This window comes from Streptomyces sp. DSM 40868, from assembly GCF_011820545.1.
Lineage (GTDB): Bacteria > Actinomycetota > Actinomycetes > Streptomycetales > Streptomycetaceae > Streptomyces > Streptomyces eurythermus.
The window spans coordinates 7,709,006-7,730,176 of record NZ_CP050504.1; the positions used below are offsets into that span (position 1 = coordinate 7,709,006).

Consider the following 21,171-nt stretch of genomic DNA (forward strand, 5'->3'; position numbering starts at 1 on the left):
GTACGTCGAGAGGCCGACGGTGCGGGGGTGGCGCTCGGGGCCCGGGTGTCGGTTCGGGGCGGTGCTCCCGGCCGGGCCTACGGCTCGGTCCCGCACCTCGCTGCCCCGGGCGTCGGTTCGCCTCTCTGCCCGCGGCTCGGCCGGCGGCTCGGGGTCAGGCCGACGGTCGGTTCCGCGCCTGCGGCCCGGGCGTCGGTTCAGGGCGGCGCCCACGGCCCGGTCGGCGGGTCGGCTCCGCGCCGTGGTCCGGGCGTCGGTGCGGCTCCGCGCCCGCGGCTCGGCCGGCTTCCGGGACGCGCCCGCATCCCGGGTGTCGGTTCGCCTCCCTGCCCGCGGCTCGGCCGGCGGTTCATGCTTCGGCGGCCGAATCACCGGCGCTCGTGACGCCGTTCGCGGTGCCGAGGCGTGGCGGCCGGTCCGTCCGTGCCGGGCCCGTGCTGTCCCGCTCGATCAGCCGGGGGACCGGTACCTGTACCGTCCGTGCCGGGCCGCCGTCCAGCAGGGCCAGCAGCTCCCGGGCCGCCGTCGACCCGAACTCCACGCTGTCCCGGGACAGCGCCGACAGCCACGGCGTGACCATGCGGCACAGGGCCGAGTCCTCCCAGGCGACCACCGACAGATCGGCCGGCACCGAGAAGCCCAGCTCGGCGGCGGCGGCGAGGCCAGCGACGGCCATCACATCGGTGTCGTAGACCAGGGCCGTCGGGGGAGCGGGGCCGCGCAGGACCCGGCGGGTGACGGCGGCGGCCTCGGCGCCGGAGTAGTCGGTCGTCACCGACTCCACCTCGGCGAGCCCCCGGCGCTCCGCCTCGGCGCGCAGCGTGCGGATGCGGCGCTGGGTGTGCGCGAGGCCCGGCAGACCGGCGATGTGGACGATCCGGCGATGCCCCAGGGCGGTCAACTCGCCCACCACCGAGGCCATCGCGCCCGCGTCGTCCGCCCAGACCGTGGACAGCCCCGGGTGCCGCTCGTCCGGGGCGCCGCCGATCACCACGGCGGGCAGGGACAGTTCGTCCAGCAGGCCGGGACGCGGATCGTCGGCGCGCGGATCGACCACCAGCACGCCGTCCACCCGGTGCTCGGCCCACCAGCGCCGGTACACCGCGCACTCCCCGGCCACGTCCTCCACCACCTGGAACAGCAGGCCCAAGTGGCGCTCGGCCAGCACTCCTTGGATCCCGGAGACGAGCTGGAGGAAGAAGGAGTCGACGCCCAGCGTGGCCGCGGGGCGGGCCAGCACGAAGCCGACCGTGGCCGCACCCTCCCCGGACAGCGCGCGGGCCGCCGTACTCGGCCGCCAGCCCAGCTGCTCGGCGACCCGGCGCACCCGGGCGCGGGTGGCCTCCGAGACGCCGGGGCGGTCATTGAGCGCGAACGACACCGCGCTCTCGGACACCCCGGCACGCCGGGCGATGTCCTTCATCGTGGGCCGGCGGGCGGGGGACCGTCTGGTCGGCACGTTTCCTCCCCTTCGGCAGGGAACTGCTAAAGCGCTTGAGTGTCAAGACCCTAAAGCGCATTAGTCAACTCCCGCAAGGTCTCGGCCAGTAGAGGCTGACCTGCGCTTGTGCCGGACGGAATGCTTTGACGGCGACGAATCCATTGACTTTCCCGGAACGCCCTGTGCAAGGTCTTTCGCGCCACCACAGCCCCGACACAGCAAGGGAGCCGTGTCCGTGCCCATCTCCCGCAGAGCCCTCACCGCCGTCGCCGTCGCCCTCGTCCTGCCGCTGAGCGCCTGCGGCCCGGGCGGCGGTGACGGCGGCACGAGCGACGCCTCCGGCAAGGTGGAGGGCGACATCACCTTCCAGACCTGGAACCTGCGCGCCAACTTCAAGGACTACTTCGAGGACCTGATCGCGGCCTTCGAGGAGAAGTACCCGGACACCCACGTCAAGTGGATCGACCAGCCCGCCGAGGGATACGCCGACAAGATCAGCGCGGACGCGGGCGGCGGCACCCTGCCCGACGTCGTCAACGTCTCCCCGGACCTCGTCGCCCCGCTCGCCCGGGCGGGCCTCGCCCTCGATCTCGACAAGGCCGCCGCCCGCTACCGGAAGGAATACCTGCCCGGCGCCTGGGCCGGACACCGGGTCCCCGGCACCACCGGCACCTACGCCTTCCCCTGGTACCTCAACACCGGCCCGCTCTTCTACAACAAGGCCCTCTTCCAAAAGGCCGGACTCGACCCCGAGAAGCCCCCGAAGACCTACGACGAACTCTTCGCCGACGCCCTCGAAATGGCCGAGAAGAGCGGCGGCAGGGTCGCCACCCTCGCCAACGTGCCCACCATCGAGGACTTCGGCCGCTACGGCGTCCCGCTCATGAACGAACAGGGCACCGCGTTCACCTTCAACGACCCCAAGGGCGTCGAACTGCTCACCAAGTACAAGCAGTTGTACGACGCCAAGGCCCTCGACCCGCAGGCCCTGACCGCCACCGGCGAGTCGGCCGGCAAGAAGTTCCTCACCGGCGCCGTCGCCATGAACCCCGGCAGCGCCCTGGACCTCGGCAACTTCAAGAAGAACGCCCCGAGCCTGTACAGGAACATCGGCATCACCGACCAGATCACCAGCACCGGGCACGTCAACATGTACGTGATGGGCGTGATGGTCAACTCCCGCACGCGGCACACCCCGGCCGCCGTCGCCTTCGCCCACTTCGTCACCGACGCCAGGAACCAGATGGTCTTCGCCAAGCGGGTCGCCATCTTCCCCAGCACCGCCGGCTCGCTCGACGACCCGTACTTCACCAGGGAGGACGGCACCGACGAGACCCGGGTACGCGTCGCCGCCGCCAAGTCCCTGAAGAACGCCGTCAATTACACGCCCGTGCTGTTCAGCGAGCAGATGAAGACCGCGCTGCGCAACGAGGTCGCCAAGGCGCTCCAGGGCAAGGAGAGCCCCAAGGAAGCCCTCGACAACGCTGTCAAGGCCGCCGACCGGCTGCTGCGGCAGGGCTGACCCGCCATGGCCACCCCCCTCCGCGTCCGACGGCAACTTGCCACGAGCCCCTGGCTGTTCGCCGCACCCGGACTGCTGATCACCGGCGCCTTCGTGCTCTACCCCTTCGTCTCCACCCTGGCGAACTCCTTCACCGACCGCCGCACCCTGCTCCCCGGCCGCTTCGTCGGGCTCGCCAACTTCCGCGAACTGCTCCACGACGACATGTTCTGGACCGGCCTGCGCAACAGCGTCCTCTACGTCCTGGTCGTCGTCCCCGCACTCGTCGTCCTGCCGCTGCTGCTCGCCCTGCTGGTGCGCCGGAACATCCCCGGGATCACCTTCTTCCGCTCCGCCTTCTACACCCCCGTCGTCGCCTCGATCGTCGTGGTGGGCCTGATCTGGGTATGGCTGCTGGACGAACGCGGCCTGGTCAACTCGGTGCTGGAGACGGTGGGCATCGGCCGGATCGGGTTCCTCAGCGACCAGTGGCTGCTCCTGCTCAGCGCCATGGCGGTCACCGTGTGGAAGGGCCTCGGCTACTACATGGTCATCTACCTGGCCGCGCTGGCGAACGTGCCACGCGAACTGCACGAGGCCGCCGCCGTCGACGGGGCCGGACCGGTGCGCCGCTTCCTGTCCGTCACCGTGCCCGCCGTACGGTCCACCATGGTGCTGGTCGCCGCGCTCTCCTCGGTCGCCGCCTTCAAGGTGTTCTCCGAGGTCTACCTGATGGCGGGCCCGAGCGGCGGACCGGCCGGCGAGGACACCACCCTGGTCATGCTCGTCCAGCGCACCGGCACCGGCCTGACCGGCCGGGTCGGCTACGCCTCCGCCCTCTCCGTCGTCGTGTTCGCCGTCACCGTCGCCTTGATGCTGCTCGTCCTGCGCGCCGACCGGAGGGAGGAAGCGTGAGCGTCCTGGAGAAGGTCCGCCCCGAGCGGCCCGCCGCCACGGCCCGGGAGTCCCGCGTCACCGACGACGACGGCCGCCGCGTCCGGCCCGCCGAACTGCTGTGGCGGTACCTGCTGCTCCTGGCCGTCCTCGCCCTGACCACGGGCCCGTTCCTCTGGCAGCTGGCCACCTCCCTCAAAGGCCCCACCGAGGACATCTACAGCTCCCCGCCCCGCCTCCTGCCCGCCCACCCCACCCTGCACAACTACGCCCGGGTCGCCGACACCATCCCGGTCTGGGACTACGCCCTGAACTCCCTGAAGGTCGCCGTCGCCAACGTCGTGACCAACTGCGTCGGTTCGGCCCTCGCCGGATACGCCCTGGCCCGGCTGCGCTACCGCGGCCGGCGCGTCACCACGCTCGTCTTCGTGCTGGCGATGCTGGTCCCCGTCGAGGGCATCGTCATCGCCCAGTTCACCACCATGCGCGAACTCGGCCTGAACAACACGCTCATCGGCGTCGTCCTACCCGGCGCCGTCGGCGCGATGAACGTGCTGCTGATGCGAAATGCCTTCCGCGGCCTGCCGCACGAGATCGAGGAGGCCGCCTACGTCGACGGCGCCAACGTCTGGCAGCGGTTCCTGCGGATCGCCCTGCCCTCGGTCAAGGGCACCCTCGCCGTCGTGGCGATCTTCGCCTTCATGGGCGCCTGGGACGACTTCCTGTGGCCGCTGATCGTGCTCAGCGACCCTTCCAAGTTCACCCTGACCATCGGCCTCAACTATCTGCACGGCACCTTCGCCAACGACGAACGCCTGGTCGCCGCCGGCACGGTCATCGCCGTAGCCCCGCTCATCGCCCTGTTCGCCTGCCTCCAGCGGTACTTCTTCCGAGGCGTCGGCGAGGGCGCCGTCAAGGGCTGAACCGCCCCCGAGCGCAAGGACACCGCATGCCTCCCGCCGTACGCTTCGGCGTCAACTACGCGCCCAGCCAAGGGTGGTTCCACCACTGGCTCGACTTCGACCTGGACTCCGTCCGCGCCGACCTCGACGCGATCGCCGCGCTCGGCCTGGACCACATCCGCGTCTTCCCGCTGTGGCCGTACTTCCAGCCCAACCGCACCCTGATCCGCCCCCGCGCCGTCGAGCAACTCGTGGCCCTCGCCGACGCCGCCGCCGAACGCGGCCTCGACACCGCCGTGGACGGACTGCAAGGCCACCTGTCCAGCTTCGACTTCCTGCCCGCCTGGACCCGTACCTGGCACCGCCGCAACCTCTTCACCGACCCGGACGTCACCGCCGGGCAGGCCGCCTATCTGCGCACCCTCGCCGCCGCCCTCGCCGACCGGCCGCACTTCCTCGGCATGACCGTCGGCAACGAGATCAACCAGTTCGCCGCCGGCCCCCACCCCGATCCCGACCCGGTGACCGCCGACGAGGCCGGACGCTGGCTCACCCGGATGCTGGACGCCTGCGCCGAGGGCGCCCCCGGCCGCCTCCATCTGCACGCCTCCTACGACGCCGCCTGGTACCAGGACGACCAGCCCTTCACCCCCGCCCACTCCGCCCGGCTCGGCGCCGTCACCGCCGTGCACTCCTGGGTGTTCAACGGCACCGCCCAGCGCCACGGCCGTACCTCCGTGCCCGTCGAGCACCACGCCGCCTACCTGGTCGAACTCGCCAAGGCCTGGGCGGACGACCCGCACCGGCCGGTCTGGCTCCAGGAGGTCGGCGCCCCCGCGCCGCTGGTGCCCGCCGAGCACGCCGCCGCCTTCGCCGAAGCCACGATCGGCAACGCCCTGGACTGTCCCGACCTGTGGGGCATCACCTGGTGGTGCTCCCACGACGTGTCGCGCACGCTCGCCGACTTCCCCGAACTCGAGTACTCCCTGGGCCTGTTCACCGGCGAACGGCGGCCGAAGGACATCGCCCGCGTGCTGGCCGACGCGGCCCGCGGCAGCCACCGCGCCCCCGCCGCGCGCCGTACGGCCCTCGTCGTGCCCGCCGCGCCGGACCGCCGCTCCCGCTGCGCGCCCGGCGGCGACGTCTTCGACGCCTACTTCCGGCTCGTCGCCGACGGCGCCCGCCCGGCCACCGTGCTCGACACCCGCGCCGACGACCAGGACCATCTCGCCGCGCGCGGCATCACCGACGTCGTCACGCCCGACCAGGTACTCCCCGTCCCCCAAGGAGGCACCCGCTCGTGAACCCCAGCAGACGCACCGTCCTGCTCGCCGCCGGTGCCGCGGCCCTGACCACCGCGGGGAGCGCCACGGCGGCCCCGCGCGCCACCGCCGCCACCCCGCCGTACGCCGCCTACTGGTACCCGGACTCGCTGCCCGCCGGCAGCCCCGGCCCCGGCATCACCTGGCGCAGCCTGAAGAGCTGGCGCGCCGCCGACGACCCCGACCTCGCCTTCAACGCCGCGACGGTACCCCTCGCCGCGCGCTTCACCCCGACTCCCGCGAACCCCACCGCCCGCGCGGGGCAGGCCCGCGTCCAGGCGCTGGTCTCCTTCGGCCCGACGTCGGCCAACCCCTCCCAGGGCTCGGCCACCGCCGACTACTACGCGCTCACCCACTGGGCGTACCTCGACGAGCTGGTGTTCTGGGGCGGCTCGGCCGGCGAGGGCCTGATCCTCGCCCCGAACGCCCCGGTCGTCGACGCGGCCCACCGGCACGGCGTCCCCGTCCTCGGGAACGTCTTCCTGCCACCGGCGGCCTACGGCGGACAGCTCCAGTGGACCCGCGATCTGGTGCAGCAGGACGCCGGCGGCCACTACCCGCTCGCCGCGCAACTCGTCGCGGTGGCGGCGGCGTACGGCTTCGACGGCTGGTTCGTCAACGCCGAGACGGGCGGCGGGAACACCGCGCTGGGCACGGCCATGCTGGGCTTCGTCAAGGAGCTGAGGGCGCTGGCGGCGGCCAAGGGGCAGCGGGTGACCTGGTACGACGCGCTGACCGTCAACGGCACCGTCAGCTGGCAGGGCGCGCTGACCAGCCAGAACCAGGCGTTCTTCCAGGCTGCCGACAGCATGTTCGTGGACTTCCGGTGGAGCGCGTCCTCGCTGGCGTCGTCCGGTACGAAGGCGGACCGGCTGGGGCGCAGCCGCTATGAACTGTGGGCCGGCGTCGACGTCGAGTCGAACGGGTCCGGTACGTATGTGAACTGGGACGCGATCGTGCCGGCCGGGAAGCCCCACGTCACCTCGGTCGGCTTCTACCGGCCCGAGTGGACCCGGAACCACCTGCCCGCCGACCGCCGCACCCCCGGGGACTTCCACGCGGCCGACGACCGGTTCTGGACCGGACGTTCCATGGACCCGTCCCGGCCCGACCCGGGCGATCCGTGGCGGGCGCCGGCGGTGTCCGTGGCGGACCGGTCGACGGTGACCTCCGTGCCGTTCGCGAGCGTCTTCAACACGGGTCACGGGTTGCGGTGGTACGAGGAGGGGGCCGTCGTCTCGGAAAGCCCCTGGAACCACCTCGGCCTCCAGGACCGGCTGCCGTCACGGCGGTGGGTGGTCCGGACGGCGGGGAAGCGGCCGACGGTCGCCTTCGACTTCGCCGACGCCTGGCGGGGCGGGAGCAGCGTGCTGGTGGCGGGTGAACTCGATCAACCAGTGGTGCTGGACCTGTACGCGACCCGGCTCCCGATCGCTGTGAACACCGTTGTCGACCTGACGTTCCGGAGCGAGTCTGGGGGTGTGAACGTCGAACTGGCGGTGGCGATGGCACCGCCGAGCGGGCCGGGGGAGACACCGCCGTACAGGTATCTGGCTGTGAACTCGGTCAACACGCGGGCTGCCGGGCAGTCGTCGGCCGACAGGGCGGGTGTGAACTCCGGTCAGGCGGAGCACGGTGTGAACTCCAGTCAGGCGGAAGATGGTGTGAACTCGGCTCACGCCGGAGCGCCCGGAGACCCCGGCAACGCCCACGCCCGTGTGAACTCGGCTCACGGCGAAGCGCCTGGGGACTCCGGCAACGTCCAGGCCCGTGTGGACTCGGTCAACGGCTGGCAGACCGTCACCGTCCCGCTCACCGGCCTCTCCGGCACCGTGCACGCCCTCGGCATCCGGCTCACCCCCAGCGACGGCCCGACCCCGGTGCGCTGGCGGCTCGGCGGCCTCGCCGTCCGCCCCGCCGGCATCCCGCCGGCCCCCGCCGCCCCCTCCGCCGCCCGCGTCACCGCGGCCGACGGCGGTGACCTCCGCCTCGCCTGGAACCCCGCCCCCGGCCCCGTCCGCCACTACACCCTCCACCGGCTCCTGGCCGACGGCACCCGCCGCTTCCTCGGCGCCACCGGGCAGCGCGCCTGGTACGTCGCCGGTCTGCGGCCCGAGCAGGGTGAGCCGGCCGCACGGTTCGACGTGCGCGCCGTGGGGGAGCTCTACAACGCCTCGGCCCCCGTCACCGTCACCCACCCCTGGTAATCACCCGGAACCCGCAGGGAGCGCCCCGCATGCATGACGACCGCACGCTGGTGGAAGCCCGCCTCAGGCGCGTGCTCGACGAACGTATCCGCCCCGCCGTGTACCCCGAGTCCGTGCCGCTCCAGGTCGCGGTGTGGCACGCGCCCGGCGAGCCGGTCCCGGTCGCCGAGGGGCTGGCCGCCGTGCCCGAGCCGATCGCGGTGGGCGCCCGCTGGGGTGCTCCCTGGGGCACCAGCTGGTTCCGGGTGACCGGGACCGTGCCCGAGGAGTGGGCCGGGCGGACCGTCGAGGCCCTGCTCGACCTCGGCTTCGACGAGAACATGCCCGGCTTCCAGTGCGAGGGCCTGGTCTACCGGCCCGACGGCACCCCCGTGAAGGGCCTCAACCCGCGCAACCAGTGGGTGCGGATCGGCGCGCCCGCCGCGGGCGGCGAAGAGGTGCGCCTGCACATCGAGGCCGCCTCCAACCCGGTCATCCTCGACTACCACCCCTTCCGGCCCACCTCGCTCGGCGACAAGGACACCGCCGGCACCGAACCCCAGTACACCCTCGCCCGCATGGACCTCGCCGTGTTCGACGAGACCGTGTGGCAGCTGGTCATGGACCTGGAGGTGCTCGGCGAGCTGATGGCCGAACTGCCCGTGGACTCCCCGCGCCGCTGGGACATCCTGCGCGCGGTCGAACGGGCCCTGGACACCGTCGACCTGCAGGACGTGAACGCCACCGCCGGCCGGGCCCGGGAGCGGCTCACCGGCGTGCTGTCGGCCCCCGCCGTCCCCTCCGCGCACCGGATCGGCGCCGTCGGGCACGCCCACATCGACTCCGCATGGCTGTGGCCGCTGCGCGAGACCGTGCGCAAGGTGGCCCGGACGGTGTCCAACATGACCGCGCTGCTGGAGGACGAGCCGGACTTCGTCTTCGCCATGTCCCAGGCCCAGCAGTGGGCATGGGTGAAGGAGCACCGTCCCGAGGTGTGGGCGCGGGTGAAGAAGGCGGTCGCCGAGGGGCGGTTCGTGCCGGCCGGCGGGATGTGGGTGGAGTCGGACACCAACATGCCCGGCTCGGAGGCGATGGCCCGGCAGTTCACCCACGGCAAGCGGTTCTTCCTCGACGAGTTCGGCATCGAGAACGAGGAGGCCTGGCTGCCGGACACCTTCGGGTTCGCCGCGGGGCTGCCGCAGATCATCAAGGCGGCCGGCTCCAAGTGGCTGCTGACGCAGAAGATCTCGTGGTCGCAGACCAACAAGTTCCCGCACCACACCTTCCACTGGGAGGGCATCGACGGCACCCGGATCTTCACGCACTTCCCGCCGGTCGACACCTACAACTGCTCGATGAAGGGCAGCGAGATCGCCCACGCGGTGCGCAACTTCCGGGACAAGGGCAGGGCCCGGCACTCCCTCGCCCCCACCGGCTGGGGCGACGGAGGCGGCGGCACCACACGGGAGATGGTCGCCAAGGCGGCCCGGCTGCGCGACCTGGAGGGCTCGGCCACCGTCCGCTGGGAGACCCCGCGCGCCTTCTTCGCACAGGCCGAGGCCGAGTACCCCGAACCACCGGTCTGGGTCGGCGAGTTGTACCTGGAACTGCACCGCGCCACCCTCACCAGCCAGGCCCGGACCAAGCAGGGCAACCGGCGCGCCGAACACCTGCTGCGCGAGGCCGAACTCTGGGCGGCGACCGCCGCCGTGCGCACCGGGTTCCCTTACCCGTACGAGGAGTTGGACCGCATCTGGAAGACGGTGCTGCTGCACCAGTTCCACGACATCCTGCCCGGTTCGTCCATCGCCTGGGTGCACCGGGAGGCCCGGGCGACGTACGAGAGGCTGACCACGGAACTGACCGCGGTCATCGACGCGGCCCAGCGCGCCCTGGCGGGCGAGGGGACGACCCCGCTGCTGTTCAACTCCGCCCCGCACGCCCGGCACGGCGTCCCGGCCGGCGCCGCCGCCACCCCGGACGCGCCCGGCACCAGCACGCTCACGCCCCGCGAGGACGGCGGGTTCGGGCTGGACAACGGCCTGCTGAGGATCACCGTGGACGCCCGGGGCCTGGTCGTCTCCGCCTACGATCCCGCCACCGGCCGCGAGACGATCGCCCCCGGCACCGCCGCCAACCTCCTCCAGCTCCACCCGGACTTCCCGAACATGTGGGACGCCTGGGACGTCGACTCCTTCTACCGCAACACCGTCACCGACCTCACCGACGCCGAGACGGTCACGGCCGGCCAGGACGGCGCCTCGGTGCGGATCGTCCGGTCCTTCGGCTCCTCCCGGGTCACTCAACTGCTGTCGCTGCCGCCGGGAGAGCGCCGGCTGGTCATTGACACCGAGGTGGACTGGCACGAGACGGAGAAGTTCCTGAAGCTGGCCTTCCCGCTCGACCTGCACGCCGAACGGTACGCGTCCGAGACCCAGTTCGGGCACGCCTTCCGCCCCACCCACACCAACACCTCCTGGGAGGCGGCCAAGTTCGAGGCGTGCAACCACCGCTTCGTACACCTGGAGGAGCCCGGCTGGGGCGTGGCGGTCGTCAACGACTCGACGTACGGCCACGATGTGACCCGTACGGTCCGCGCGGACGGCGACCGCGGCACGACCACCACGGTCCGGGTCTCCCTGCTGCGCGCCCCGCGCTTCCCCGACCCGGAGACCGACCAGGGCGTCCACCGCTTCCGGCACGCCCTGGTCGTCGGCGCCTCGGTCGGTGACGCGGTCCGCGAGGGCTGGCGGATCAACCTGCCGGAGCGGCACACGACCGGCGCCCGCGCGGTGGCCCCGCTGGTGGGCGTGGACGACGACGCGGTGGTGGTGACGGCGGTGAAACTCGCCGACGACGGCAGCGGGGACGTGGTGGTCCGCTTCCACGAGGCCCACGGCGGCCGGGCCCGGGCGACCCTGACGACCGGCTTCCCGTTCACCGATGTCACCGTCACCGACCTGCTGGAACGCCCACTGCCGGACGCGGAGCCGCCCACCCGCGAGGACGAGCGGATCACCGTACGCCTGCGTCCGTTCGAACTGCGCACACTGCGCTTCCGGAGGTCCTGACCACGCGGGGTGCCGTTCGCGCGCATCACCGGCCGGCACGCCGAACCGCCCCCCGGGTGGCTCATACTTGGTGTGTGACGGGGGAGCCTGCACACCACCACCCGGGGGCGGAATTGCGTGAGTTCGTTTATGTGTCCGACAGCAAGCTCCGGCAGTTCCTGCCCAAGCCGTCCCGTTTGTCCATGCCGGCGGCCATACGCTTGAACACCCCGGTAGGGGGTGTCGACCTGGAACAGGGGCCGCCCGACAGCGAGCGGGGCCGGCTACGGCGTCTGGAGAAGGTCGACAGGCACCTCAACGACCGGGCCGAATGGTTCGGGGACCCGGCGGTGCGCCCCGGAGGGTGGGTCTGGTTCGAGGCGCCGCTGCGCTGTGTGACGTTGCGCGGCGAGTACCAGCACATGGTCCTCTTCGCCGACCCCGCTCCCGGAGAGGACGAGGAGTACGGCCGGCAGACGGGCTGTCGCCTGCTGATGCACGGGTCTGCCCGGCACCTGCTGGGCTATGCGCCGGTCAGCGTGGAAGGACCGCAGCTCATGGACATCGAGGGCGGTTCAAGCATCGGCTGGTCGTTCCTCACCAGCGTCGGGCATGTCGTCAGAACCCTGTCACTGGGAAGCGGTCCCGCCGCGGTCGACGCGCCAGTGCCGAGTACGGAGCTGCATGGGGCCGGGGTCAGAGAGCTGATGGCCGCGCTCGACACCCGTCACGCACAGGCGGGGGGCGCGGCCCTGATGCAGGGCTACGCGCGGGTGACCACGGTGCTGCCCGCCTCCGACACGGCCGCGCGGCTGGTCGTGGCGAGCCCTCTGACCGTGGAGTACGCGTAGAACCGGGTGGGGCACGGCCAGGTGACGACAGCGTGGGAAGAGACACGGGACACATGGACGACGTAACCGGCCTGCCGGGTGAGGTGCGTTATGTCAGCGACCACCTCAGGCGTGCCTTCGAGCCGTTGATCGACATGGGTGACTTCGCCCATCGCGACGCTTACCTCCGGGACGCGGTCTTCCTCACCCGCGCCCTGGCCGCCCAGGCCGTCTGCGTCATCACCGGGCGGTCCCCCGAAGAGGCCGCGGCCTCGGTGACCGATGGCATCGACGACCAGGGGATCGACGCCATCGCGATCTCCCCGAGCGGATCGGACATCTGGTTCGTCCAGGCGAAGTGGAGCCCCACGGGCCGGGCCGTCTTCAAGGAGGCCGACGCGCTGCGGCTCGTGCTGGGGCTGCGCCGCCTGGCCCACCGCCACTACGAGGGCGCCAACCCGCGGATCAACCGGCTTCTCGACCGCATCGACGAGGCCCTGAGCTCCCCTCGGTGCACCGTGCACCTCGTTGCCGCGCTGGCCGGTGACGGCCGCGTTGCGTCCCAGGCGGAGCGGCGGCTGGCGCAGGTGGGGGAGGAGTTCGGCTTCGGGAGCCGTACAGCGGTCAAGGTGCGGTCGCTCGGACTGGCTGACTTCCACTCCGCGGCCCGTCTCCAGGAAGCGCCGGTGCCGGTTGAGGTCACGGCGAGTCTGACGCAGGGGTGGCATTCCGTCCAGACGCCGTACCCGGCGTACATGGGACTGGTCCCGGCTCTCGAAATCGCCTCCTGGTACGAGAGCCACGGCCTGCGGCTGGTGGAGCAACGCCTGAGGGACACCGTGCAGGCGGACCGGTTGGAGCGGGAGGCTGCCCACCGGCTGGTCTCCGATCCGGAGCAGTTCTGGTACTTGTCGAACGGACTCACTCTCGTCTGTGACGCGGTGCGCACCGAGTACTTCGGCCGTCGCATGCAGGGCGAGCCCGTCCGGCTGCGGCTGTCCAATGCCCAGGCCGTCGACGGCACATGGCTTCTCAGCGCCCTCGCGCAGGCGGCGGACCTCGACCTGGAGGCCGTGGAACGTGCTCTCGTCCCTCTGCGGGTGATCTGCGTGGCCGACGCGCCCGAGAGCCTCGTCTCCCAGCTGACCGTGTCCTCGCTGACGGCCAACCGGCCGAACGTCCTGGAGCGGGTCGCGTCCGACCCCCAGCAGGCTCTGATCCGGGACGAGTTCGCCGACGTACTGGGCAAGCAGTACGTGTTCAAGGAGGGTGCCCTTCCACCCGCTCCGAGTGCCGGCTGCACCGTGCAGGAGGCCGCCATGGCGCTGGCCTGTTCCCACTCCGACGTGACGCTGGTCGCCCGCGCCGGCGCCGATTCCGAGTACCTCTTCCTGCCGTCGCCCCGTGGCGCCTACACCCGGCTCTTCGGTCAGGCCCCGCCCGCCCGGCACATCTGGGTGGCCGTTCTCCTCCACCGACTCGTGCGGAGCACCCTGGCCGAGCTGGCCCCCACCCAGTCGTCGTGGGTGCGGGACGTGATGGAGCACGGTGAGCTTCTGCTCAGCCACCTGGCCTTCCGGCACATCGGCACGGACAACGCGGCGGGCTGGGTCCAGACCGCCGAGGAAGACGCGGGCTGGGCCAGGGCGTGGATCCAGGACAGTGCCTCGAGCCTGGCGTCCGCAGTGGCCGACCTCTACGGCAAGAACGTGTTCCTGGCCAGTATCCTGACCGACCCGGAAAGGTGCCGTCGGCTCGCCGCCGCCGTGTCGCGGACACTGTCCTCCGGCGCCGTGTCACGTGCCCGGCCCCAGGGACAGTCGGCCCGTCGCCCTGCGAGTGTGTCGCTCCTCGTTGACCACGGGCGCATCCCGGACGGCACCCGGCTGGTGTACCGGCCGAGCAATCCGACCGAGGAGGAGGCCATCGGTGACTGGCTGCGGGAGGATCCCCGGCGCTATCTCGCCACCTGGGTCAACGACCGCAGAAAGCCACTGGTCTGGGTGGCCGACGGCCGTGCCTACTCGCCCAGCGGGCTCATCACGCACATCTGGCAGCAGGCGGACTGGCGTGAAGCCCCCCTCGCGGTCCGCGGTCCCGCCGGCTGGCACGTGCCCGGCGAAGGCACTCTGGTAGAACTCGCCGACCAGCTCGTGCCCGGCACGGAACCGGACGGTGGTGCCTGACATGAGAGAGGTCGACAACCGTTACGAGCTGCGCAACCCGCTGGGCCACGGAAGCATGGGGCAGGTGTGGCAGGCCTGGGACAGGCGTCTCAAGCGAGCGATCGCGGTAAAAGTCATCAACCCGGAAAGGATCGCGGATCCCGGCCACGGTCTGACCATCGACGACATCGTGGCCCGGTTTCGCCGGGAGGCTGAACTGGGTGCCCGCTTCACCCACCCCAACCTGCCCGTACTGCTAGACGCGCGGACCGAGGGGAACCCCAAGGACCTCCACATGGTCTGGGAACTCGTCTTGGGGCAGGACCTGGGGCAGGTCCTGGCAAAGGCAGGTCGGCTGCCGCTCGGCACTGCCCTCGACACAGCCCGGCAGACCGCCCGGGTCCTGGATCTCCTGCACAGTTACCCGGTGATCCACCGGGACGTGAAGCCGGCCAACATCATGATGACCGAGGAGGGCGACATCAAGATGGTCGACCTCGGCGTGGCCGCCATCTTCGGCGCGGACAACCCCCGCCTGACCCAGGTGGGCCAACTCCTCGGCTCCGTCGCCTACATGGCGCCCGAGCAGTTCCACAGCGGTGACGTCGTGCCCCAGACCGACCTCTACGCGCTCGGCTGCGTCCTGTACGAAATGCTCACCGGCCAGCCACCCTTCACGGGAGAGGCGGTCACCGTCATGGACGGACACCGCCGCACGGTCCCCACAGCCCCGCGGACCCTGCGCCCCGACCTCCCCGCGGACGTCTCCGAACTGGTGATGGACTTGCTGGCGAAGGACATAGCCAGGCGTCCCGCGTCCGCGAGTGTGGTGCTCGACCGGCTGGAGGAACTGCTCACCGCCATCCCTGCGCGGCAACGGTCCGCACGGCGTACGAACCCCCCGTCCGGCAGTACCGACACGCCGCGTCTGCCGGTCACGGTTCGCAAGAGCCGGGCCCTCGCCCTCTTCCATGACGGGAACTTCGGCCAAGCACTGGCGTTCTACGCGGAGCTCGCCGCGGAACTGGCGATGGCGGGCCCCGGGCACGCGGCCGACGCCATGGACTGCCGGGCCAAGGCCGCCCACTGCCACCGGCGTCTGGGGAACCTGCGTCAGGCGCTGGACGAGTATCTTGCCCTGTCCGCCGACCTGCCGGAGGACACCCCGCTTGACCGGTTGCTGCACATCCGTGCCGAGATCGGTCTGGTGCAGGAGACCATGGGCCACCCGGATGCCCTGGAGACCCTGGCGGACCTGTACCCCGTGTTGGCGGAGCGCCTGGGGCCGGACGCGCCGAGGACGGCGGAAGTGCGCGCCGCGCTCAACCGGGCCGTTCTCACCCCCGCCGGGCCCCCGGGACCGGCCGGGACCGGCCTGCGCTCTTAGCCCCCGACCCGTCCCCGCAGCCACTCCTCCACCCCGCCCACGTGGGCCGCTGCCGCCGCCCGTGCGGCCTCCGGGTCGCGGGCCGCGAGGGCGCGGTGGATGGCGGCGTGTTCGCGGCGGGTGCGGGCGATGGCGTCCTGTTCCTGGCGGCCGCGCCGGACGCGGGCGCGGAAGGTGCGCGAGGACAGGCCGTCCAGAACGGCGGCCATCGTCGCGTTGCCCGCGGCGGACGCGATCTCGCGGTGGAAGGCGAGATCGTGGGAGAGGATCTCCTCCGGGTCGTCGGTGGCGTTCATCGCCGTCAAGTGGGCTGCGACCGCTGCCAGTTGCTCGCCGGTGATGCGTGCGGCGGCCAGCGCGGTCGCCGCGGACTCCAGGACCCGGCGCACCTCCAGCAGCTCCACCAGGCGCGGCCCACGGGACAGGTCCGCGACCACCCCGAAGGTCTCCAGCAGATCGCCGGCGTCCAGCGCGCCGACGTAGATGCCCGAGCCGTGCCGTGCGTCCAGCACCCCCATGACCGTCAGCGCGCGGATCGCCTCCCGCGTCGAGCTGCGGGACATGCCCAGTTGTACGGCGAGGTCCCGCTCGGTCGGCAGCCGCTGGCCCGGTTCCAGCCGGCCCTCGGCGATCATCGCCTTGATCTCCTCGACGGCACGCTGGGTCACCGTGCCCTTGCGCGGGGCCGCATCGTCCACGCCACTCCTCCAGTCACCGGGTGCGTGGCAGTCTAGCCAGGCGGGTGGTCCGACCACTTCGGGTGACCGGCGGGGATATTCCGTGCACGAGGCTGTCGTAGCGGCTCAGTGGTCTGATAAGTATGCGGCGTACCGCCCGCCTCCCAGACCCCGAACCTGCCCCCCGGACCCCGAACGCCCGCACCCCCGCTCGGCTGGCCGCGCTCGATCACCGCCCGGACCGAAAGGCCCCCCGTGTCCCCGACGCCCGCCCGCATCACCGCGGTCGACACCTACGACATCCGGTTCCCCACCTCGCGCGGACTCGACGGCTCCGACGCGATGAACCCGGACCCCGACTACTCGGCCGCCTACGTCGTGCTGCGCACCGACGCCGAGGACGGACCGGAGGGACACGGCTTCGCGTTCACCATCGGACGCGGCAACGAGGTCCAGGTCGCCGCGATCCACGCGCTGCGCCACCATGTGGTCGGCCGGTCCGTCGAGGAGCTGTGCGCCGACCCGGGCACGCTGTACCGGGACCTGACCGGCGACAGCCAACTGCGCTGGCTCGGCCCCGAGAAGGGCGTGCTGCACATGGCGATCGGCGCCGTGGTCAACGCCGTCTGGGACCTCGCCGCCAAGCGCGCCGGCCGGCCCCTGTGGCGGCTGCTCGCGGAGGCCGAGCCCGAGTGGCTGGTGCGTCAGATCGACTTCCGCCATCTGACGGACGCGCTCACCCCCGACGAGGCGCTGACGCTGCTGCGCCGGGGCAGGGAGGGCGCCGGCCGGCGCACGGCCCGCCTGCTGGAGACCGGTTACCCCGCCTACACCACCTCGCCCGGCTGGCTCGGCTACGACGACGACAAGCTCGCCCGGCTCGCCCGCCAGGCGGTGGCCGACGGCTTCCGGCAGATCAAGCTGAAGGTCGGCGCCGACCTCGCGGACGACGTACGCCGCTGCCGGGTGGCCCGCGCGGCCGTCGGACCGGACATCCGCCTGGCCCTCGACGCCAACCAGCGCTGGGACGTGGCCGAGGCGATCTCCTGGACCAGGGCGCTCGCCGGGTTCGACCCGTACTGGATCGAGGAGCCGACCAGCCCCGACGACATCCTCGGCCACGCGGCGATCCGCCGGGCCGTGGCACCGGTCAAGGTCGCCACCGGCGAACACGCCCAGAACCGCATCGTCTTCAAACAGCTCCTCCAGGCCGGCGCGCTCGACATCGTGCAGCTCGACGCGGCCCGCGTCGGCGGCGTCAACGAGAACCTCGCCATCCTGCTGCTCGCCGCCAAGTTCCGCGTCCCCGTCTGCCCGCACGCCGGCGGCGTCGGCCTGTGCGAACTCGTCCAGCACCTGGCGATGTTCGACTACGTGGCCGTCTCCGGCAGCACCGAGGACCGGGTCATCGAATACGTCGACCACCTGCACGAGCACTTCCTCGACCCGGTGGTGGTCCGCGCGGGCCACTACACGGCACCCACCGCGCCCGGCTTCTCCGCGGCCCTGCGCCCGGAAGCCCTCGCGCACTACGCCTTCCCCGGCGGCACCTACTGGTCCGCCGGTCCCGACGGCCGGAAGGGACAGTCGGCATGAGCGACTTCACGGGCCTGAAGGCCCTGGTCACCGGGGGCGCGTCCGGCATCGGCCGGGCCACCGCCGATCTCCTCGCCGAGCGCGGCGCCCAGGTCGCCGTGCTCGACCTGGACCCCGACCGCGTGCCCGGACCATTGCGGGCGTGGCGCGCCGACGTCACCGACGACGCCTCGGTACGTGCCGCCGTACAGGAGGCCGTCGACGCGCTGGGCGGCCTGGACATCCTGGTCAACAACGCGGGCATCGGCGCCCAGGGCACCGTCGAGGACAATACCGATGCCGAGTGGCGGCACGTCTTCGACGTCAACGTCCTCGGCATGGTCCGCACCGCCCGCGCCTGCCTGCCGCACCTGCGCCGCTCCGCCCACGCCGCGATCGTCAACACCTGCTCCATCGCGGCCACCGCGGGCCTGCCGCAGCGCGCCCTGTACAGCGCGACCAAGGGCGCCGTCTACTCGCTGACCCTCGCCATGGCCGCCGACCACGTCCGCGAGGGCATCCGCGTCAACTGCGTCAACCCCGGCACGGCGGACACCCCGTGGATCGGCCGGCTGCTGGACGCGGCCCCCGACCCGGCCGCCGAACGTGCCGCGCTGGAGGCCCGCCAGCCCACCGGACGGCTCGTCTCCGCCGCCGAAGTGGCCGCCGCCATCGCCTACTTGGCCAGTCCGCTGGCCGGTGCCACCACCGGCACCGCGCTCGCCGTCGACGGCGGCATGCAGGGCCTTCGGCCGCGGCCGGCGGCCCACCCGTGACCGCCCTCGGACGCACCGGCGTCCAGGTCACCCCGCTCGGCCTCGGCGCCGCCGCACTCGGCAACCTGTACGCCCCGGTGAGCGACGAGCAGGCGCATGCGGCGGTCCAGGCCGCCTGGGAGCGCGGCATCCGCTACTTCGACACCGCCCCGCACTACGGCCTCGGGCTGTCCGAACGGCGCCTGGGCGCGGCCCTGCGCTCCTTCGACCGCGCGAGCTACACCCTCTCCACGAAGGTCGGCCGCCGCCTGGAGCCGGCCGACGGCACCGGCGACGACCGTGCCCACGGCTACGCCGTCCCCGCGACCCACCGGCGCGTCTGGGACTTCAGCGCCGACGGCGTCCGCCGCTCCCTGGAGGCGAGCCTGGACCGCCTCGGCCTCGACCGGGTCGACGTCGTCTACCTCCACGACCCCGACGACCACGCCGAACAGGCCTTCCGCGAGGGCTACCCGGCCCTGGAACGGCTGCGCGCGGAGGGCGTGGTGGGCGCGATCGGCGCCGGCATGAACCAGGCCGGGATGCTCACCCGGTTCGTCCGCGACACCGACGTGGACGTGGTGCTGTGCGCCGGCCGGTACACCCTGCTCGACCAGAGCGCGGCCGAGGCGCTGCTGCCCGAGGCGCTGCGGCGCGGGGTGTCGGTGGTCGTCGGCGGCGCCTTCAACTCCGGCCTGCTGGCCGCGCCCGGGCCCGGGGCGACGTACGACTACACGCGCGCCCCACGCCGGTTGCTGGACCGCGCCCTGCGGCTGAAGGCGGCGGCCGAGCGGCACGGCACCACCCTGCGCGCCGCCGCCCTGGCCTTCTGCGCCGCGCACCCGGCCGTGGCGAGCGTCCTGGCCGGTGCCCGCTCGGCGGCCGAAGTCCACGACTGCGCCGAGCAGTTCGCCACACCGGTACCGGACGCCTTCTGGCAGGAGCTGCGCGCCGACGGCCTGCCGGCGGGGGAGGGGCCACCGTGATCGTCGCCCACGCCCTCGGCGCCGGCTACGCCAGCCGAGTCGGCGGCAGATACTCCCGCACGTACGTCCGCTCCCAGCACGCCCCCGTCTCCCGCAGCTCCCGCCAGTCGGTGTACCGGTAGCGGAACAGCCGGGCCCGGACATAGCGGGGCGGGGTGTCCGGCGGGAACGGGGAGCGGCGCAGCAGCCCGAGGGTGTCCCGGTCGTTCTCCAGCAGGCGTTCCACCAGGCCGCCGAACCACTCACCGGCGTACGCGGGCGACAGCGCGGCGAACCACATCAGCCAGTCCAGGCGCAGATGGTAGGGGGCGAACTGGCGCGGCCAGCGCCGGGGATCACCGGGCTTGCCCTTGAAGTCGTACTCCCGCCAGTCCGAGTCCGGGCGCGGCCGCTCGTCCAGCGTGCCCTCGACCACCACTTCGTAGCGGATCCGGCTGACGCTGCCGAACGCGCCGTAGGTGTTCACCAGGTGCAGCGGGTCGAAGGAGCGGTTCATCACCTGGCGGCGGGAGATCATGTTCAGCACCGGGTGGTAGCTGAGGAAGGCCAGCAGCGCGCCGACCGCGAGCACCAGCGCCTCGTACCACAGCGGTGCCGCGGGCACCGACGGCGCCGTCGCCGGCAGCCGCAGCGCGGACAGGGCGAGCACGATGGTGATCCAGTTCAGCCAGGAGAAGTTCCCGGAGAGCACCAGCCACAGCTGGGTGACGATCATCAGGGCGGCGGCGGCCGAGGCGATGGGCTGCGGGGCGAACAGCAGGAAGGGAACGATCAGCTGGGTGACGTGGTTGGCGGCCACCTCCACCCGGTGCAGCGGCCGGGGCAGATGGTGGAAGAACCAGCTCAGCGGGCCCGGCATCGGCTGGGTCTCGTGGTGGTAGTCCAGACAGGTCAGCTTCCGCCAGCAGGCGTCGCCGCGCAGCTTGATCAGGCCCGCACCGAACTCCACCCGGAACAGGATCCAGCGCAGCAGGAACAGCACGACGACCGGCGGCGCCACCTCGTCGTTGCCGAGGAACGCGGCCAGGAAACCGGTCTCCAGCAGCAGCGACTCCCAGCCGAACGCGTACCACGTCTGGCCCACGTTGACGATCGACAGGTACAGCGCCCACGGCACCAGCCACAGCACGATCCCCGCCCACAACGGCAGCGCCGAGTCCGCCCCGGCCAGCAGCGCCGCCGACACCGCGCAGCCCGCCCAGGCGCACCCCGCGAAGAAGCGGTCGGAGTAGTGCAGCTGGAACAGGCTGGGCGCGCGCCGGAAGGGCACCCGGGCCGTGAAACGGGGGACGGGCAGCATGCCGCGCTCGCCCAGCAGGGCCCGGAACTGCAGGGCCGCCGTCAGGAACGCGACCAGGTACAGGGCGGCCAGAGCCCGCTGGAGGACCAGCCGGCTCAGCCAGTAGTCGGGTGCGGTGAACCAGTCCACGGCTGTGCGCGCCCTTCCGTACGGCTTTCCCGTCGCCACTCCCGGCGCGGCGTTCCCCGAGTTGCCAGCCA

The 21,171-nt window shown here is 72.3% G+C and carries 15 protein-coding genes; 12 read left to right on the forward strand and 3 right to left on the reverse strand.

Features of this window, described 5'->3' with window-relative positions; translation table 11 throughout:
* Positions 1 to 349: 349 nt before the first annotated feature.
* Complete coding sequence (locus HB370_RS34750; RefSeq protein WP_051815904.1) at positions 350 to 1,459, reverse strand: LacI family DNA-binding transcriptional regulator; 1,110 nt, start codon at positions 1,457 to 1,459, stop codon at positions 350 to 352.
* Positions 1,460 to 1,676: 217 nt separating this feature from the next.
* Between HB370_RS34750 and HB370_RS34755 the strand changes: the two genes are divergently transcribed.
* The 9 genes from HB370_RS34755 to HB370_RS34795 all read left to right on the forward strand — a co-directional run bounded on the left by HB370_RS34755 (position 1,677) and on the right by HB370_RS34795 (position 15,678).
* On the forward strand, positions 1,677 to 2,963 hold the full coding sequence (locus HB370_RS34755) for a sugar ABC transporter substrate-binding protein (RefSeq protein WP_030786537.1): 1,287 nt from the start codon (positions 1,677 to 1,679) through the stop codon (positions 2,961 to 2,963).
* 6 nt (positions 2,964 to 2,969) lie between these two features.
* Entirely contained in the window at positions 2,970 to 3,857 is an 888-nt protein-coding gene (locus HB370_RS34760) for a sugar ABC transporter permease (protein ID WP_030786534.1), read from the forward strand.
* Positions 3,854 to 4,759, forward strand: coding sequence for a carbohydrate ABC transporter permease (locus tag HB370_RS34765; RefSeq protein ID WP_030786531.1), 906 nt, complete (start codon positions 3,854 to 3,856; stop codon positions 4,757 to 4,759). The genes HB370_RS34760 and HB370_RS34765 overlap by 4 nt, the downstream gene beginning before the upstream one ends.
* Before the next feature lie 26 nt (positions 4,760 to 4,785).
* Positions 4,786 to 6,042 (forward strand): hypothetical protein, encoded by a 1,257-nt coding sequence (locus tag HB370_RS34770; protein ID WP_030786528.1) that lies wholly within the window; start codon positions 4,786 to 4,788, stop codon positions 6,040 to 6,042.
* A complete protein-coding gene (locus tag HB370_RS34775) occupies positions 6,039 to 8,267 on the forward strand; it encodes an endo-beta-N-acetylglucosaminidase (protein ID WP_030786525.1) in 2,229 nt (742 codons plus the stop codon). Before HB370_RS34770 ends, HB370_RS34775 begins: the two co-directional genes overlap by 4 nt.
* Positions 8,268 to 8,296: 29 nt before the next feature.
* Positions 8,297 to 11,317, forward strand: coding sequence for a glycoside hydrolase family 38 C-terminal domain-containing protein (locus HB370_RS34780; protein ID WP_030786522.1), 3,021 nt, complete (start codon positions 8,297 to 8,299; stop codon positions 11,315 to 11,317).
* A gap of 74 nt (positions 11,318 to 11,391) precedes the next feature.
* On the forward strand, positions 11,392 to 12,147 hold the full coding sequence (locus HB370_RS34785; protein WP_157855600.1) for an SAVMC3_10250 family protein: 756 nt from the start codon (positions 11,392 to 11,394) through the stop codon (positions 12,145 to 12,147).
* A 53-nt stretch (positions 12,148 to 12,200) separates the two neighbouring features.
* On the forward strand, positions 12,201 to 14,312 hold the full coding sequence (locus tag HB370_RS34790) for an AIPR family protein (RefSeq protein ID WP_167513068.1): 2,112 nt from the start codon (positions 12,201 to 12,203) through the stop codon (positions 14,310 to 14,312).
* A gap of 1 nt (position 14,313) precedes the next feature.
* Positions 14,314 to 15,678 (forward strand): serine/threonine-protein kinase, encoded by a 1,365-nt coding sequence (locus HB370_RS34795; RefSeq protein ID WP_051815899.1) that lies wholly within the window; start codon positions 14,314 to 14,316, stop codon positions 15,676 to 15,678.
* Here HB370_RS34795 and HB370_RS34800 read toward each other — a convergent pair.
* On the reverse strand, positions 15,675 to 16,376 hold the full coding sequence (locus HB370_RS34800; protein ID WP_030786510.1) for an FCD domain-containing protein: 702 nt from the start codon (positions 16,374 to 16,376) through the stop codon (positions 15,675 to 15,677). The genes HB370_RS34795 and HB370_RS34800 overlap by 4 nt on opposite strands.
* Positions 16,377 to 16,610: 234 nt before the next feature.
* Between HB370_RS34800 and HB370_RS34805 the strand changes: the two genes are divergently transcribed.
* From HB370_RS34805 to HB370_RS34815, 3 genes are read left to right on the forward strand one after another with little or no spacing between them, the layout of a single operon-like run.
* Complete coding sequence (locus HB370_RS34805; protein WP_030786506.1) at positions 16,611 to 17,951, forward strand: L-fuconate dehydratase; 1,341 nt, start codon at positions 16,611 to 16,613, stop codon at positions 17,949 to 17,951.
* On the forward strand, positions 17,948 to 18,706 hold the full coding sequence (locus HB370_RS34810) for an SDR family oxidoreductase (RefSeq protein WP_030786503.1): 759 nt from the start codon (positions 17,948 to 17,950) through the stop codon (positions 18,704 to 18,706). Before HB370_RS34805 ends, HB370_RS34810 begins: the two co-directional genes overlap by 4 nt.
* Entirely contained in the window at positions 18,703 to 19,671 is a 969-nt protein-coding gene (locus tag HB370_RS34815; RefSeq protein WP_030786500.1) for an aldo/keto reductase, read from the forward strand. The genes HB370_RS34810 and HB370_RS34815 overlap by 4 nt, the downstream gene beginning before the upstream one ends.
* A gap of 25 nt (positions 19,672 to 19,696) precedes the next feature.
* Here HB370_RS34815 and HB370_RS34820 read toward each other — a convergent pair whose 3' ends face one another.
* Entirely contained in the window at positions 19,697 to 21,100 is a 1,404-nt protein-coding gene (locus tag HB370_RS34820) for a lipase maturation factor family protein (RefSeq protein WP_030786498.1), read from the reverse strand.
* Positions 21,101 to 21,171 lie beyond the last annotated feature (71 nt).

What these genes read in the sequence shown, in the direction of transcription:
- HB370_RS34760 (WP_030786534.1), top strand. Translation starts at nt 2,970, where the DNA reads ATGGCCACCCCCCTCCGCGTCCGACGGCAACTTGCCACGAGCCCCTGG.
- HB370_RS34770 (WP_030786528.1), top strand. Translation starts at nt 4,786, where the DNA reads ATGCCTCCCGCCGTACGCTTCGGCGTCAACTACGCGCCCAGCCAAGGG.
- HB370_RS34780 (WP_030786522.1), top strand. Translation starts at nt 8,297, where the DNA reads ATGCATGACGACCGCACGCTGGTGGAAGCCCGCCTCAGGCGCGTGCTC.
- HB370_RS34790 (WP_167513068.1), top strand. Translation starts at nt 12,201, where the DNA reads ATGGACGACGTAACCGGCCTGCCGGGTGAGGTGCGTTATGTCAGCGAC.
- HB370_RS34795 (WP_051815899.1), top strand. Translation starts at nt 14,314, where the DNA reads ATGAGAGAGGTCGACAACCGTTACGAGCTGCGCAACCCGCTGGGCCAC.
- HB370_RS34810 (WP_030786503.1), top strand. Translation starts at nt 17,948, where the DNA reads ATGAGCGACTTCACGGGCCTGAAGGCCCTGGTCACCGGGGGCGCGTCC.